The following is a 15,356-nucleotide window of genomic DNA, read 5'->3' on the forward strand; positions in this document are numbered from 1 at the left end:
GGATGACGTGGTGACTGCGATCCACCACTGATACGTCTGTGAAGGTCGAGGGGGACCTGCACGAGACGGTACGAAGCTACGAAACACGCGGTTCTCCGCGTGTGGGGGGATGACTCATGACGTCGAGGCCCACGGGTGCCCGGCAGGAAAACGACCCGTCCCAGACCACCCAGCTCAGGGTGCCGGCGCACAGGATGAGCACCACGGGGACCTTCCGGCGGATCAAGAAGACGCTGCCGAGATACGACTACGAGCACTACAGCCGGCTCGCGGGTCCCCTCACCCAGCCGGATCCGAACAAGCCGTACAAGGTGCAGTACCGCTCGCTGATCTCGCAGGAGCCGCACCGCATCCGGGTCGCGCTGATGCTGGCCGCGGCCCCGGTGCTGTCGCTGGTGCTGCTGTTCTGGCTGCTCCAGCCCGAGCACTGGACCGAGCGCGACTACCCCGCCTTCGACTGGCTGCCCGCGCTGGACATGGTCATGCTCGTCTCGATCGGTCTGATCGAGTTCTTCCGCTGCATGAACGTGCTGTCCAACGCGCACGCCACGCTGGTGGCCCGCGACCCGATCCCGGTGGTGCCCGAGACCGGCACCAGAGTGGCCTTCCTCACCTCCTTCGTGCCCGGCAAGGAGCCGCTGGAGATGGTGACGAAGACCCTGGAGGCCGCGGTGAAGATCCGCCACCGGGGTCTGATGCACGTCTGGCTGCTCGACGAGGGCGACGACCCCGACGTGAAGGCGGTCTGCGAGCGTCTCGGCGTGCACCACTTCTCCCGCAAGGGCGTCGCGAAGTGGAACCAGGCCAAGGGCCCGCACCGCGCCAAGACCAAGCACGGCAACTACAACGCCTGGCTCGAGGCGCACGGCGACGACTACGACTTCTTCGCCTCGGTCGACACCGACCACGTGCCGCTGCCCAACTACCTGGAGCGGATGCTCGGCTTCTTCCGCGACCCGGACGTCGGCTTCGTCATCGGCCCGCAGGTCTACGGCAACTACGACAACCCCATCACCAAGGCCGCCGAGTCCCAGCAGTTCCTCTTCCACGCGCTGATCCAGCGCGCCGGCAACCGCTACGGCTCCCCGATGTTCGTCGGCACCTCCAACGCGGTGCGCATCAAGGCGCTGAAGCAGATCGGCGGTCTGTACGACTCGATCACCGAGGACATGGCGACCGGCTTCGAGATGCACCGCCACAAGAACCCGGCGACGGGGAAGAAGTGGCGCTCGGTGTACACGCCGGACGTGCTCGCCGTCGGTGAGGGCCCGAGCGCCTGGACGGACTTCTTCACCCAGCAGATGCGCTGGTCGCGAGGGACGTACGAGACGATCATCGGGCAGTACTGGAAGGGCTGGTACTCGCTGCCGCCGAGCAAGCTCTTCAACTACACGATGATGATCATCTTCTACCCGATGTCGGCCCTCAACTGGATCCTGGCGGCGCTGAGTTGCGCGCTGTTCCTGGGCCTGGGCGCCTCGGGTGTGAACATCGACCCGGCCGTGTGGCTGATGCTCTACGGCAACGCCTCCGCGCTGCAGATCGGCCTGTACGTCTGGAACCGCCGGCACAACGTCTCGCCGCACGAGCCGGAGGGCTCCGGCGGTGTGGCCGGCATGGTGATGTCCGCGCTGTCGGCGCCGCTGTACGCGAAGGCGCTGATCGACTCCGTGCTGCGGCGCAAGAGCAAGTTCGTGGTGACGCCCAAGGGCGACTCGGCGAGCCCGGACCGCTGGTTCGGCACGTTCCGCTACCACTGGTACTTCGTCGCGATCTTCGGTGGCTCGATCGCCGCCGGCTTCGCCTTCGGCCACTCCCACCCCGCGATGATCATCTGGGCCACGTTCGCGCTGCTGATCACCGCCTCGCCGGTGTTCGCCTGGCGCTGGCAGCTGCGGCAGGACGCGAAGAAGCCCGCCACCCCCGCCGGGGGACAGCCGCAGGACCCTGCGGGTCCGAACCGGACGCAGCCGCTGCCCATCCCGCAGCAGCCGTCGGCTCACACCCCGCAGCAGAAGCCCACTTGGGCCGCCGCCCCGGGCGCACACGGGGAGGTCGGGGGATCCGACCAGACCATGCAGATCGCCCTTGGTGGACTTGGGGGACGTAAGGAATGAACGACCGTGCAGGCCGCCGCCGGGCCCGTCGACTCGCGATCGGCACGGCGGTGGTACTCGCGCTGGCCGGGATGAACGGGCCGTGGCTCTACCGCTTCAGCACCGAGAAATACCACCAGTACACGATCAACAAGCCGGAGTACAAGGCCGCGAACGGCAAGTGGGAGATCGTCGATTTCCCCGAGGAGTACCGGCAGAACACCATCCACGCGGCGCTGCTGCGCACCGGCAAGGTGCTGCTCGTCGCAGGGTCGGGCAACAACCAGGACAACTTCGACGCGAAGAAGTTCGACACCCGGATATGGGACCCGGTCAAGGGCACCATCAAGAAGGTGCCCACCCCGGCCGACCTGTTCTGCACCGGCCACACGCAGCTCGCCAACGGCAATCTGCTGATCGCCGGCGGCACCAAGCGCTACGAGAAGCTCCAGGGTGACGTCACCAAGGCCGGTGGCCTGATGATCGTCCACAACGAGAACCCGGACGAGCCGATCACCCTGCCCGCGGGCACCACGTTCACCGGCAAGAAGAACGGCAAGACCTTCGTCTCGAAGGACCCGGTCCTCGTGCCGCGGGCCAAGAAGGTCTTCGACAAGGCGACCGGCAGGTTCCTGCGCAACGACCCCGGTCTCGGCCGGATCTACGTCGAGGCGCAGAAGCGCGGCAAGAAGTACGAGACGGGCACGCAGGACAACTACCGCGTGCACGGCCTGAAGGGCGCCGCCGCCAAGAACACCTACGGCATCGCGCAGAAGCTCGCCCTCGACAAGAAGGACTTCCAGGGCATCCGGGACGCCTTCGAGTTCGACCCCGTGGCCGAGAAGTACATCAAGGTCGACCCGATGAAGGAGGCCCGCTGGTACCCGACGCTCACCACCCTGAGCGACGGGAAGATCCTCAGCGTCTCCGGCCTCGACGACATCGGCCAGCTGGTCCCGGGCAAGAACGAGGTCTTCGACCCGAAGACCAAGAAGTGGGCCTACACCGGCAAGGTCCGGCAGTTCCCCACGTACCCGGCGCTGTTCCTCATGCAGAACGGCAAGGTCTTCTACTCCGGGTCCAACGCGGGCTACGGACCGGACAACGTGGGCCGTGAGCCGGGCGTGTGGGACGTCGGCACCAACAAGTTCTCGAAGGTCCCGGGCCTGAGCGACCCCACCCTGATGGAGACGTCGGGCACGGTGCTGCTGCCGCCGGCGCAGGACGAGAAGTACATGGTGGTCGGCGGCGGGGGCGTCGGCGAGTCCGAGAAGTCCAGCGAGAAGACCCGGATCGTCGACCTGAAGAAGCCGAACCCGCGCTTCGTGGACGGACCGTCCCTGGACAAGGGCACCCGCTACCCGAACGCCTCGATCCTGCCCGACGACAGTGTGCTGATCTCGGGCGGCTCGGAGGACTACCGCGGCCGCGGCGACTCCAACATCTTCGAGGCGCGGCTCTACGACACGGAGAAGAACGACCTCAGGCGCGTCGCCGACCCGCTGGTCGGCCGTAACTACCACTCCGGTTCGATCCTGCTGCCCGACGGACGCGTGATGTTCTTCGGGTCCGACTCGCTCTACGCCGACAAGGCCAACACCAAGCCGGGCGAGTTCGAACAGCGCATCGAGATCTACACGCCGCCCTACCTGTACGGCGACCGGGAGCAGCCCGCGCTGTCGGGCGGTCCGCAGACCATCGAGCGGGGCGGGACGGGGACGTTCACCTCGTCGGACGCGGCGAAGGTGAAGAAGGTCCGGCTCATCCGGCCGAGCGCCGCCACGCACGTCACGGACGTCGACCAGCGGTCGATCGCCCTGGACTTCAAGGCGTCCGGCGACAAGCTGACGGTGACCGTGCCGGAGAACCGCAACCTGGTCCAGGCGGGCTGGTACATGCTCTTCGTGACGGACGCCGACGGCACGCCCAGCAAGGCGCAGTGGGTGAAGGTGCCCTAGCGGCCCGGGAACCGGACGACGACGAGGGGCGCTCTCCCATCAGGGAGAGCGCCCCTTTCGTGTCGGCGCCCCGGGCCGGCCGGGGGGCGACGCGTGGGTCAGCCGGTGGCCTTGGCCAGCTTCAGCGCGTAGTCCGCCCACCACTCGCCCGCCTTGGGGCCGCCCTTGCACTCGCCGTCCGACTCGCCGGGCCGCTTCACCCACAGGTAGGCGTCGACCAGCGGGTCCGCCGTCTGCGTCGTCGGGGTCTCGCCCAGTGAGCGGCCGGGCGGGTTGCACCAGCGCTCGTCGGGCTTGCCGGCGCTGTAGGGGCCCTTGCCGTTGCGGCTGGTGTCGATGACGAAGTGCTTGCCGCCGACCTTGGCCGAGAGCTGCTTGCCGTAGGCGATCGAGTCCTCGGTGGAGTAGAAGTTCGAGACGTTGACCGAGAAGCCGTCGGCCTGGGCGATGCCCGCGCGGTTCAGCGGCTCGAAGATCTTCTCCGGGTCCTGCCATCCGGCGTTGCCCGCGTCCAGGTAGACCTTCGTGTTCTTGAGGGACTTCAGCTTGGTGACGGCGCCCTTGAGGAGGTCGTAGCGCTCCTCGTGGAACTGCTCCGGGGTGCAGCCGTCGACCAGGTGCAGCAGGGCGTCCGGTTCCAGGACGACCGTGGCGGGGCGGTCGCCGATGCCCGCGGCGACGCCGTCGAGCCACTCGCGGTAGGCGTTGCCGTCGGCGGCGCCGCCCTGCGAGTACTGGCCGCAGTCGCGGTGCGGGATGTTGTAGAGCACGAGCAGGGCCGTGCGGCCGGCCTTGTCGGCGGCCTCGGTGAAGCCCCGGGTCTGTTCCTCCGGGTCGTCCGGGCCGACCCATTCGGCGACCGGCTGCTCGGCGATCTTGCGGATCTGCTCGGCGTCCTGCTTCTTGCCGGACTTCTCCAGCGCGACGACCTCCCGGGCCGCCGTGCCGTCCGGGTTGACCCAGAAGGGCGCTTTGTCCTTGGGCTGTTGGGTGATCCCGGCGCCCGCGTCACCGCGGTCGTCCGAGCCGTCTCCTCCGTCGGAGGAGGAACACCCCGTCACCAGCAGTGCCGCCCCCAGCACCACTGCGGACATCCGCCTCCCGGCGAACGTCCGAACCCCCCTGCTGCCGTACATCCAACTCCCCCTTGGGTGCACCGTTCCAAGTCTCAATCCTGACATACGTCCCGCGACGCCCCTGTGGCGAGGCCCACCCCTCGATGACGCAGCGCCACCGTACCGGGACTTGGCGTTATCCAACCCCTAGGCCTGGGCGGCGCTTTGGTTCTAAAGTCTTCCCAGCACATGCCCGGCCTTCGGCCAGAGATTCACCCACCGTGGCTCCCGTGGCCTCCCGCGCGGCTCGCCGGGTCACTCCCGCAGCCCGGCGCGCGCGGTGAGGACCGGCCCGGTCGGCGGCCTCAGGGGGAGCGGGCCGCCGACCGGGTCGGGTGGGCACACCGGGCACATCGGGCCCCGCCGCACACGGGCTGCGGCTGCGGTGACCCGCGGCGGTGTCGGCGCGGGCCGACCACCGCGGGTCGGTGCCTCCAGCGGATCGGACCACCCAGCGTGTCGGACCATCTGACGGAGTGGACCTTCCAGCGTGTCGGACTATCCAACGGAGCGGACCCTCCAACGGAGCGGCCCCTCCAGTGGATCGGACCATCCAGTGGAGGGGACCCTCCAGCGGATCGGACCCTCCAGCGGATCGGACCATCTAGCGGCCGGTTCCCGTCAGGTACGCCGAGACGACCACGTTCGCCGTGTAGCTCCGGGTCGTGCGGTCGAAGCTGCCGCCGCAGGTGACCAGCCGCAGTTCCGCCCGCCCCGACTCGCGGGGTCCGTACGCCTGGTGGGCGTCGAAGTGGTCGCGGGTGAGGACCTGGACGGACTCGACGGTGAACTCGGCGATCTTGGCGTCCGCCCTGACCACCCGGATCGTCTGGCCCGGCCGCATGGCACTGACCCGGTAGAAGACGGCGGGCCGGGTCTCGGTGTCGACGTGGCCGACCATCAGCGCGGTGCCGGGCGCCCCGGGCGCGACGCCGCCGGCGTACCAGCCGACCACGCCCGGCTGGTCGTACGGCGGCGGGTCGGGGGCCCCGCGCGCGTCGAGGCCGCGTGCCACCACGGGGGCCTGCACGTCGAGCCCGGGGATGTCGATCCGCTGCGGCAGCGCGTCGCGCAGCGGGCGGTGCTCGGGCGGCAGCTTGATGTCCGGGGGCCGCCCGGCCGCCGCCATGTCACCCGTGGCGGGCGCCGCGATGCCGTGCCGCATCTCGGTGACCTCGCGTCCCCACAGCCACAGCCCGAGCAGCAGCACGACCCAGGCCATGCCGGTGAGCAGGCGTCCGGTGCCCGAGAAGCGTCCCGGCGCGTGATCGCGATCGTGCATGGTCAGTCCGTCCCGCGGCCCCGGCGGGCACCGCGCAGCGCGACGACCACCACCGCGGCCACCCCCGCGAGCACCAGCCCGGTCACGCCCTGCGCGGTGCCGGGGCCCTCGCCGTGTTCCTCGGCGGCGACGGCGGCACCGCCACCGCCCGCCGCGACGGGGGCGACGGGTGAGGCGGGCGCCCCGGGCGGGCGGGAGGGGAACGCCGCGTCGTCGGCGCCGGGTGTCGCGGTCGGCCGGCCGCCCTTCCCGGGCACGGGCGGCTGACCGCCCATCCCGGGCGCCGGCGGCTGTCCACCGGGCCCTGCCACGGGCGGCTGTCCACCGCGCTCGGCCACGGGCGGCTGTCCGTCCGTTCCCGGCGCGGGCGGCTGTCCGCCCGCTCCCGGTGCGGGCCGCTGCCCGGCGGCCCCGGGCGCGGACGCCCGAGGGGACCCGGACGGCCCGGCCTCGGCGTCCCGGACGGTGAGTGTGCCGTTCCGCCGGACGGCGCCGCAGGTGACCCGCACGGCGTACGAACCCGCTTTGAGCGTGGAGCGCACGCGGCTGTCGCCGGTGACCTCGTCCGGGCCGGCGGCGGTGAGGCGCGCGTCCGCGACGAACGCCGACGAGGCGGCCACGGCCGTGCGCCGGTCGCAGCCGGTCACGCGCAGCGTGACGTCACTGCCGGGTACGGGGGTCGCCGGGCTCACCGACACGCTCCCCGCGTCCGCCGCGTACGCCACCGGTGCGAGGGCGACGACGGCCAAGGCGGTCGTACAGACAGTGACTCTCAGGGAACCCATCGTGAACCTCCAGACGCCTGGAGCCTCCCCCGGCCGGTGGGCCACCGCATCCTCAGCGACGCGACGGCTGCTCCGTACGGGTGAGCGAGGGTTTGGCCCTTCCCGCCCCCTGCCCGGGGCTCAGACCCGGTCGACGAGGTCCGCGATCGAGTCCACGACCTGCGACGGCCGGTACGGGAAGTCCTCGACCTGCTCGGGCCTGGTCAGGCCGGTGAGCACCAGGAACGTCTGCATCCCGGCCTCCATGCCGGCCAGCACGTCGGTGTCCATGCGGTCGCCGATCATCGCGCTGGTCTCGGAGTGCGCCCCGATGGCGTTCAGCCCGGTCCGCATCATCAGGGGGTTCGGCTTGCCCGCGAAGTACGGCTTCTTGCCGGTCGCCTGGGTGATCAGCGCGGCCACCGCGCCGGTCGCGGGCAGCGGGCCCTCGGTGGACGGGCCGGTCTCGTCGGGGTTGGTGCAGATGAACCGGGCGCCGCCGAGGATGAGCCGCACCGCCTTCGTCAGCGCCGTGAAGGAGTACGTACGGGTCTCGCCGAGGACGACGTAGTCCGGCTCATGGTCGGTCAGGATGTAGCCGATGTCGTGCAGCGCGGTGGTCAGCCCGGCCTCGCCGATGACGTACGCCGAGCCGCCCGGCCGCTGGTCGTCCAGGAACTTGGCGGTGGCCAGGGCCGAGGTCCAGATGGACTCGATCGGCACCTCCAGGCCCATGCGGCGCAGCCGGGCGTGCAGGTCGCGCGGGGTGTACATCGAGTTGTTGGTGAGGACCAGGAAGGGCTTCCCCGACTCGCGCAGCTTCTTCAGGAAGGCGTCGGCGCCGGGGATCGGTACGCCCTCGTGGATGAGCACACCGTCCATGTCGGTGAGCCACGACTCGATGGGCTTGCGGTCTGCCATGTTCGGGATCTCCTGCCGTACGCGGTCCAGCGTGCGATCCAGCCTAAACAGTGCCGGGATCTTGCGGAACGCCCCGCGTACGCCGTCCCGACTGGCGGGACGGCCGGTCAGGGGTGCCGGCGTCGGCGGCGTGCGACGAGCAGGGTCACTCCGCCGGCCAGCAGCAGGACCGCGGCGACCGCGGTGACCTGGGTGCCGGTACCGGTCCGGGCCAGTTCCTCCGCGAACGGGAAGCGGTCCTGGCGGGGCGGGACGGAGGGATCGGAGTCGGGGCGGGATTCCGTGCCCGTGTCGGTGCGGGGGTCGTCACCGGTGCCGGTGCCGGTGTCGTTGCCGGTGCCCGTTTCCTTTCCGGTGCCCGTTTCCTTGCCGGTTCCCGGCTCTCCGCCCTCGATCCGGAAGCGGTAGTCGTTCGACTGCCCGACCCAGTCGCCGTCGTCGTCGTGCCGCTGCACCACCGCGGCGTTGGCCGTGACCTCGTTGGGCTCGGCGTCGGAGGTGAGGCTGAGGCGCACCTTCACGGTGACGGTGTCACCGGGCGCGACGGTGAACCCGGCGAAGCCGCCCTCCTCGTCGGCGAACGCCGCGACGAGCTCGTCCTCACCGGTCTTCTCGAACCGCACATGGTGGGCGTTCTCCCCCTCGAAGAACTCGAGTTGGGGCTGGAACGGCTCCAGGGCCCGCTTGTCGTCCACGAGCACGACGACGGGATGGATCCCGGAGCAGGTCCGGTCGGTCGTGTTGGTCAGGTCGACGGACCAGGTCCCGAACCCGCCGCCGGCCGTGTAGGCCGCCGGCCCGCCGTGGATGCGGGTGGTCAGCGGGAAGGTGTGGTCGTCGGGCGCGGCACAGGCGGGCGCGGGGGCGTCCGCGAGCGCCGGATGCGCGCCGGGAAGCAGGACGGCGGCCGCCGCTGCCGTCGCCAGGCAGAGGTGAGCGGGCGTGCAGATTCGCATGATGATGTGACATTCCGAGCGGAAGGCCTCGCGAGACGCCACCACCGTGAACCGGCCCCGAACGGCGGCGCGGATCCGCCCGGTCGGCGGACACTCCCCGACGCAATGCGGGGGGCCGGACCTGCGGGCCCGAGGACCATGCGCGTACGGGGGCAGGCGCGTACGGGGGCAGGCGCATACGAGGGGCAGGCGCATACGAGGGGCATGGCAGGCGCGAGTCGGCCGGCTCAGCCCCCGCCGCGTCCGAACACCGGCCCCAGCACCAGCTGAGCGGCACCCACCGCCACAGTTCCGTCTCCCCCGGCCGCGACCCGTACCGGGACGGCGTCCTGGCCCGTGCGGCGGGCCCGGGCGAGCAGCACCGCGCCGACCCCGTCCGTGAACGCGCTGGGCGCCGCCGCCACCGTACGGCCGCCGAGCAGGACGACGTCGATGTCGAGCAGCCCGACGAGGTTCGCCGCCCCGGCCCCGAGCACCCGTGCCGCCTCGTCCAGGTCGCCGCGCGCCACCGCACCGAGGCACAGGGCCTCGACACAGCCGCGGTTCCCGCAGGTGCACGGCGGGCCGTCGAGCTGGATCACCTGGTGGCCGAACTCCCCCGCTCCGGTCCTGGCCCCCCGGTGCACGCCGCCGCCGATGACCAACCCGGCGCCCAGCCCCGTGCCGAGGTGCAGGTACGCGAAGGAGCCGCGTTCGCCCCCGGCGGCGAGGCCCAGCGCCGCCGCGTTGGTGTCCTTGTCGACCACGACCGGCACCCCGAGCCGCTCCGCCAGCGCATCACGCAGCGGGAAGCCGTCCCACTCGGGGAACCCGGTCACCCGGTGCAGCACGCCCCGACCGTGATCGAGCGGCCCGGGCAAGGCGACACCGACGCCGAGAAGGGTGGGATCGACACCGGCGAGCCCCGCCCCGGAGGACCGGTCACGCGCGGCCGGTCCGTACCGGGAGACCAGATCACCAGCACCGAGCCCTTGCCGGGAGGCCAGATCACCACCGAGCCCTTGCCGGGAGGCCAGATCACCCCCACCGGGCCCCTCCCGGGAAACCAGGCCACCCCCACCGGGCCCCTCCCGGGAAACCAGGCCACCCCCACCGAGCCCCTCCCGGGAGGCCAGATCACCCCCACCGGGCCCTGGTCGCGTGCCCCCCAGCACCCCCGCCACCGCGTCCCGCACCGCCCCCAGCACGGCCTCCGACCCCGCGCCCAGGTCCAGTGCGGCGCGCCGCTCCGCCACCACGGCCCCCCGCAGATCCACCAGCACGACCCGTACCTCGTCCCGGTCGAGATGGACCCCGACCGCGTGTCCCGCCTCGGGTACCAGCCGCAGCACCGTGCGCGGCTTGCCCCCGGTCGACGCCCGGCGTCCGGCCTCCGCCGCGAGCCCGTCCTCCCGGAGCCGGGCCGTGATCTTGCTGACGGCCTGCGGGGTGAGCCCGGTCCGCTCGGCGAGTTCGAGCCGGCTGATGCCCTCGTCCCCGGCGCTCCGCAGCAGGTCGAGCACGAGCGCGGCGTTGTGGCTGCGCAGGGCGAGCAGATTCACCCCGCCGCCCCCGACCGCAGTCCCACTCGGCCCTGCCCCACTCGCCCGTGCCCCGCCCGCACCGACCCCAACCGGCCCTGCCCCACTCGCCCGTGCCCCGCCCGCACCGACCCCGCCCGCTCCTGCCGGGCGCCTGTCGACCCCACTCACGTCGCCCACTCCGCCCGTACGGTCGTCCGCCCTGTCCACGCCTCCATTGTCCCCGGCGCTTGCACTTTGGCAACAGCGTTGCGAAAGTGGGTGGCATGACTGGCACACCCCTCGGCACTGCCCCCGGCTCGCCCCTCCGCGTCGGCCTCGTCGGCTACGGCCTCGCCGGCTCCGTCTTCCACGCCCCGCTGATCGCCGCCACGGAGGGCCTCGCCCTCGACACGGTGGTCACCTCGAACCCGGAACGGCAGCAGCAGGCCCGTGCCGAGTTCCCTGACGTGCGCCTCGCCGCCACACCGGACGAGCTGTTCGCCCGGGCCGCCGAGCTGGACCTGATCGTCGTCGCGTCCCCGAACAAGACGCACGTGCCGCTCGCGAGGACCGCGCTGGAGGCCGGTCTGCCGGTCGTCGTCGACAAGCCCGTCGCGGGTACGGCCGCCGAGGCCCGCGCGCTCGCCGCCCTCGCCGAGGAGCGCGGCCTGCTCCTCTCCGTCTTCCAGAACCGCCGCTGGGACAACGACTTCCTCACCTTGCGCAAGCTGCTGGCCGAGGGCGAGTTGGGCGACGTGTGGCGGTTCGAGTCCCGCTTCGAGCGCTGGCGCCCGAAGCCGAAGGGCGGCTGGCGGGAGTCCGGCGACCCCGCAGAGATCGGAGGTCTGCTCTACGACCTGGGCAGCCACGTCGTCGACCAGGCCCTGGTCCTCTTCGGCCCGGCGGCCTCCGTGTACGCGGAGACGGACATCCGCCGCCCCGGCGCCGAGACGGACGACGACACCTTCATCGCGATCACACACGCCGGGGGCGTCCGCTCGCACCTCCACGTCTCCGCGACGACGGCTCAACTCGGCCCCCGCTTCCGGGTCCTGGGCTCCGCCGCCGGTTACGTCAAGTACGGCCTCGACCCTCAGGAGGCGGCCCTCCGGGACGGTCTGCGCCCCGGCCCCGGCTGGGGCGAGGAGCCCGAGTCGCTGTGGGGCCGCGTCGGCTCCGGCGAGTCCCCGGTGACCGGCGGCGGCCGCGCCGAACCCACCCTCCCCGGCGACTACCCCGCTTACTATGCGGCCGTGGCGAAGGCCCTGCTGGAGGGCGCTCCGAACCCGGTGACCGCACGGGAGGCGGCCGCCGCCCTGGACGTCCTGGAGGCCGCTCGTCGTTCGGCCCTCGAGAAGGTGACGGTGACGCTGTGACCCACAAGAGCAACCCCTCCCACAGCCAGGGGCTCACCCCCAAGTTCCACCCGGAGCTCACGCCGAGCCTGGAGGAGCTGGAGAAGCAGGAACGCCGGCTGGTGTTCAGCCGGTTCACCTATGACGACGCCTGGGCGCTGGGCTCGCTCCTGGTCGAACTGGCCCGGGAGCGGCAGGCCCCGGTCGCCATCGACATCCACCGCGCCGGCCAGCAGCTCTTCCACGCGGCGCTGCCCGGCTCGACGCCCGACAACGACGCCTGGATCGCCCGCAAGCGCCGGGTGGTGGAACGCTACGGCTCCGCCTCCTACCTGGTCGGCGCCCGCTTCCGCGCCAAGGGCAGCACGTTCGAGGAGTCCTCCCGCCTGGACCCCGGCACCTACGCGGCCCACGGCGGCTCGTTCCCGATCACCGTGGAGGGCGTGGGCGTGATCGGCGCGGTGACGGTCTCGGGACTGCCCCAACTCCAGGACCACCGGCTCGTGGTGGAGGCACTGGAGCGCTTCCTGGGCGCCCAGGGGGCTTTGACGGAATGAGCGGAGACTCCCTCCGGTTGGCACCTGCGTACGCGTGATCACGTGATCGGGCACAGCGCCCCGACCGGAGGGATCCCCCTTGATGACCAGCACCCTGAAGGAGACCGTCGGCCGGTACGGCATCTGGAGCGTAGGCCTGCGCTCGGAGGACGCCGACCGGCGCGGTGAACTCGCCGAGGCCGCCGCCGAACTGGAGGAACTCGGCTACGGCGCCGTATGGCTGGGCGGCAACAGCTCCGCCGCCCACGCCGCCCCGCTCATCGAGGCGACCTCGAAGCTCACGTTCGGCACCAGCATCCAGAGCATCTGGCAGCACGAGCCGGACGCCGCCGCCGCGGCCTTCGCCGCACTGGAGTCGACCCACCCGGGGCGTTTCGTGCTGGGACTCGGGGTGAGTCATGCCAAGCGGGTGGAGCAGTACGCCCGCCCCTATTCGGCCCTGGTCGAGCATCTGGACGGCCTGGACGCCGCGGGGGTGCCCGCGGACCGCCGTCTCCTGGCCGCGCTGGGCCCCAAGTCGTTGCGGCTGGCGCGGGACCGGGCGGCGGGCTCGATCCCGTACCTGGTCACCCCGGAACACACCGCGCACGCCCGCGAGATCCTCGGCGAGGCCCCGCTGCTGGCCCCGGAGCTGGGTGTCATCCCGGAGACCGACCCGGTCCGCGCGCGTGCCCTGGCCCGCGAGTTCCTGGAGCTCTACCTCCCCCTGCCGAACTACACCAACAACTTCCTGCGGCACGGCTTCACCGAGGACGACCTGCGGGACGGCGGCAGCGACCGCCTGGTCGACGCCCTGTTCGCCTGGGGCGACGACCAGGCGATCCGCGCCAGGATCGACGCGTTCCTCGATGCGGGCGCCGACCACGTCGCCCTCCAGGTCCTGGACGGCGAACCGCGCGACGGCCTCCCGAGGAAGGCGTGGCGCCGGGTCGCGGCGCTGCTCGGCTGACCTTCTTCTCTCATTCGGCGACGACGAACCGGAGCCGGCGGCGGGGCCGACGCGGGCCCGCGCCGTGCTTGCGGCCGCGCAGTTCCTGGACGGCGGCCACGAGCGCGGCCAGGGTCCAGGCCGGGCAGAACACGGTCAGCTGTTCATCGGTTCCGAGGGCCAGCCAGCCGACTCCCAGCCCGGCCAGCGTGATGCCGCAGGCCGCGAGAAGCGCCGAGTGCCGCCCGGTGCGCAGGGTGCTGACCAGGCACAGGACGGCGAGGGCGAGGACCGGAACGGCGAGGACGGCCATCGTCTCGTGCCCCGTGTACTCCGTGGAGACCATGGCCGACGCCGGTTCGTACCCTCCGTCGTACCCCCGCTCGAACAGGGTGTGCCCGGAGGGGTCCTCGGACATCTGGTAGTAGTCCTTGTAGTAGGTGGCGTAGTAGTAGAGGGTGCTGGTGAAGTTCTCGTCGGAGACGTAGGTGTAGTCGCTCTCGTCGACCGGTGCCCCGGCGGTGATGCCGGCGATGACCAGGGCACCGGCGCCCCACCACAGGAAAGCGGACGTCAGGGGCAGCCAGCGGAACGCGGCCACACCGAGGATCCCGGCCAGTGCCAGCCACCCCAGGTAGTCGGGATCGAGGTCCTCGTGACCGAGGACGACCAGGGCCGAGACCACGATCCCCAGCAGTGCCGTCGCACGGTCCCCGGCCGGAAGGCGTCGCCCTCCGCGCGCGGGCCGCACCGAGGCGGGCTCGGGTTCCTCCGTTCCGGTGGCCGGCGCTTCGGAGGGGGCGGCGGGTTTCCCGTCGCCGGTATCGGTCGTCGCCTCGTCCGGGCCGGTTTGAGGCGGCGGTGGGGGTGGGGAAGCCGCCTGCTTCGGCAACGCCGCGGCCTGGGTCTGCTGTTCGGCCAGCAGCGTCCGCCCGGGCCCGGCTCCCGAGGGCGGCGGCACCGGGGGCACCGGGGGCATGGCCGGCAGGGCGGGGACCACGGTGCCCGCGCGAGTCAGGGCCTGCCGCAACTCGGCCATGTCGGCGAATCGTTGCTCCCGGTCCTTCGACAGCGCCCGCAGGACGACCTCGTCGACCGCCGCCGGGATCAGCGGCCGCAGTGCGGACGGGGCGACGGGATCCTTGCTGATGTGCTGGTGCATCACGGCGAACGGGGAGTCCCCGGCGAAAGGCGGTCGTCCCGTGAGCAGTTCGTACAGCAGGCAGCCCGTGGAGTACTGGTCGGAGCGGCCGTCGACCGCTCCGCCGGTCAGCTGCTCCGGTGACAGATAGGCCGGGGTCCCGACCGTCATTCCGGTCGCGGTCAGGCGGGTGGTGGTCTCGGCCACCACCTTGGATATCCCGAAGTCCAGGTCCTTGACCCCGCCTTCGGAGGTGAGCATCACGTTGGAGGGTTTGATGTCCCGGTGGACCAGCCCCTGCCGGTGGCTGTGGGCGAGAGCCTCCGCGATGCCCCGGCCGGTGTCGAGGGCCCGCTCGACCGTGAACGGCCCCTCGGCCAGCGCGTCCGCCACGGTACGGCCGTCGATGAACTCCATGACCAGGAAAGGGGTCGTCTCCCCCTCCCGGACGTCCTCACCGACGTCGTGCAGCACGGCGATGTTGCGGTGGCTGAGCGAGGCGATGGTGCGGGCCTCCCGGCGGAACCGGACCCGGAACTCCTCGTGCCGGGTCAGCTCCGGCGGCAGCGTCTTCACGGCGACGACCCGACCGAGTTCCCGGTCCGTGGCGCGCCAGACCTGGCCCATGCCGCCCCGTCCCGCCTCCTCGATCAGCTCGTACCGCTCCGCAAGTACCCGCATGGTGCCCCCCGTTCGGTGTCAGGGTGCGAGACCGGCGCAGGAGCCGCCGCTTGGGAGTGCGCGGTCGATCAGTCCACCCGGTCGCCAACCGTACTGGCTG

The 15,356-nt window shown here is 71.8% G+C and carries 12 protein-coding genes; 5 read left to right on the forward strand and 7 right to left on the reverse strand.

Annotated features, from left to right (window positions below):
• The first annotated feature begins 116 nt into the window (after positions 1-116).
• Together ACFV20_RS12695 and ACFV20_RS12700 are read left to right on the forward strand one after the other, a co-directional pair.
• Positions 117-2,117 (forward strand): glycosyltransferase family 2 protein, encoded by a 2,001-nt coding sequence (locus tag ACFV20_RS12695; protein ID WP_385655570.1) that lies wholly within the window; start codon positions 117-119, stop codon positions 2,115-2,117.
• Positions 2,114-4,054, forward strand: a complete 1,941-nt coding sequence (locus ACFV20_RS12700) for a kelch motif-containing protein (protein ID WP_385655571.1) — start codon at positions 2,114-2,116, stop codon at positions 4,052-4,054. The genes ACFV20_RS12695 and ACFV20_RS12700 overlap by 4 nt, the downstream gene beginning before the upstream one ends.
• A gap of 98 nt (positions 4,055-4,152) precedes the next feature.
• On the opposite strand, the gene ACFV20_RS12705 is transcribed toward ACFV20_RS12700, so the two are convergent.
• From ACFV20_RS12705 to ACFV20_RS12730, 6 genes are all read right to left on the reverse strand, one after another.
• Positions 4,153-5,190: a glycoside hydrolase family 6 protein gene (locus tag ACFV20_RS12705; RefSeq protein WP_385655573.1), complete on the reverse strand. Its 1,038-nt coding sequence runs from the start codon at positions 5,188-5,190 to the stop codon at positions 4,153-4,155.
• 583 nt (positions 5,191-5,773) lie between these two features.
• A complete protein-coding gene (locus tag ACFV20_RS12710; RefSeq protein ID WP_385655575.1) occupies positions 5,774-6,451 on the reverse strand; it encodes a class F sortase in 678 nt (225 codons plus the stop codon).
• Between the two features lie 2 nt (positions 6,452-6,453).
• The gene (locus tag ACFV20_RS12715) at positions 6,454-7,236 is read right to left on the reverse strand and encodes a hypothetical protein (RefSeq protein WP_385655577.1); all 783 of its coding nucleotides are present in this window, start codon (positions 7,234-7,236) and stop codon (positions 6,454-6,456) included.
• Between the two features lie 120 nt (positions 7,237-7,356).
• Positions 7,357-8,136: an HAD-IIA family hydrolase gene (locus ACFV20_RS12720; RefSeq protein WP_385655579.1), complete on the reverse strand. Its 780-nt coding sequence runs from the start codon at positions 8,134-8,136 to the stop codon at positions 7,357-7,359.
• Between the two features lie 107 nt (positions 8,137-8,243).
• Entirely contained in the window at positions 8,244-9,092 is an 849-nt protein-coding gene (locus tag ACFV20_RS12725; RefSeq protein WP_385655581.1) for an LPXTG cell wall anchor domain-containing protein, read from the reverse strand.
• A 227-nt stretch (positions 9,093-9,319) separates the two neighbouring features.
• A complete protein-coding gene (locus ACFV20_RS12730; protein ID WP_385655583.1) occupies positions 9,320-10,633 on the reverse strand; it encodes an ROK family protein in 1,314 nt (437 codons plus the stop codon).
• A 245-nt stretch (positions 10,634-10,878) separates the two neighbouring features.
• On the opposite strand from ACFV20_RS12730, the gene ACFV20_RS12735 reads away from it, so the two are divergent.
• The 3 genes from ACFV20_RS12735 (at position 10,879) to ACFV20_RS12745 (ending at position 13,455) form a co-directional block, all read left to right on the forward strand.
• Complete coding sequence (locus ACFV20_RS12735; protein WP_385655585.1) at positions 10,879-11,970, forward strand: Gfo/Idh/MocA family oxidoreductase; 1,092 nt, start codon at positions 10,879-10,881, stop codon at positions 11,968-11,970.
• Complete coding sequence (locus ACFV20_RS12740) at positions 11,967-12,506, forward strand: heme-degrading domain-containing protein (RefSeq protein WP_385655587.1); 540 nt, start codon at positions 11,967-11,969, stop codon at positions 12,504-12,506. Before ACFV20_RS12735 ends, ACFV20_RS12740 begins: the two co-directional genes overlap by 4 nt.
• 82 nt (positions 12,507-12,588) lie before the next feature.
• Entirely contained in the window at positions 12,589-13,455 is an 867-nt protein-coding gene (locus tag ACFV20_RS12745; protein ID WP_385655589.1) for an LLM class F420-dependent oxidoreductase, read from the forward strand.
• Between the two features lie 10 nt (positions 13,456-13,465).
• Here ACFV20_RS12745 and ACFV20_RS12750 read toward each other — a convergent pair whose 3' ends face one another.
• Positions 13,466-15,256, reverse strand: a complete 1,791-nt coding sequence (locus tag ACFV20_RS12750; protein ID WP_385655591.1) for a protein kinase — start codon at positions 15,254-15,256, stop codon at positions 13,466-13,468.
• Positions 15,257-15,356 lie beyond the last annotated feature (100 nt).

The organism is Streptomyces sp. NPDC059696, assembly GCF_042733745.1.
GTDB lineage: Bacteria > Actinomycetota > Actinomycetes > Streptomycetales > Streptomycetaceae > Streptomyces.

What these genes read in the sequence shown, in the direction of transcription:
- ACFV20_RS12750 (WP_385655591.1), bottom strand. Translation starts at nt 15,256, where the DNA reads ATGCGGGTACTTGCGGAGCGGTACGAGCTGATCGAGGAGGCGGGACGG.
- ACFV20_RS12720 (WP_385655579.1), bottom strand. Translation starts at nt 8,136, where the DNA reads ATGGCAGACCGCAAGCCCATCGAGTCGTGGCTCACCGACATGGACGGT.
- ACFV20_RS12725 (WP_385655581.1), bottom strand. Translation starts at nt 9,092, where the DNA reads ATGCGAATCTGCACGCCCGCTCACCTCTGCCTGGCGACGGCAGCGGCG.
- ACFV20_RS12700 (WP_385655571.1), top strand. Translation starts at nt 2,114, where the DNA reads ATGAACGACCGTGCAGGCCGCCGCCGGGCCCGTCGACTCGCGATCGGC.
- ACFV20_RS12705 (WP_385655573.1), bottom strand. Translation starts at nt 5,190, where the DNA reads ATGTACGGCAGCAGGGGGGTTCGGACGTTCGCCGGGAGGCGGATGTCC.
- ACFV20_RS12715 (WP_385655577.1), bottom strand. Translation starts at nt 7,236, where the DNA reads ATGGGTTCCCTGAGAGTCACTGTCTGTACGACCGCCTTGGCCGTCGTC.
- ACFV20_RS12710 (WP_385655575.1), bottom strand. Translation starts at nt 6,451, where the DNA reads ATGCACGATCGCGATCACGCGCCGGGACGCTTCTCGGGCACCGGACGC.
- ACFV20_RS12695 (WP_385655570.1), top strand. Translation starts at nt 117, where the DNA reads ATGACGTCGAGGCCCACGGGTGCCCGGCAGGAAAACGACCCGTCCCAG.
- ACFV20_RS12735 (WP_385655585.1), top strand. Translation starts at nt 10,879, where the DNA reads ATGACTGGCACACCCCTCGGCACTGCCCCCGGCTCGCCCCTCCGCGTC.
- ACFV20_RS12745 (WP_385655589.1), top strand. Translation starts at nt 12,589, where the DNA reads ATGACCAGCACCCTGAAGGAGACCGTCGGCCGGTACGGCATCTGGAGC.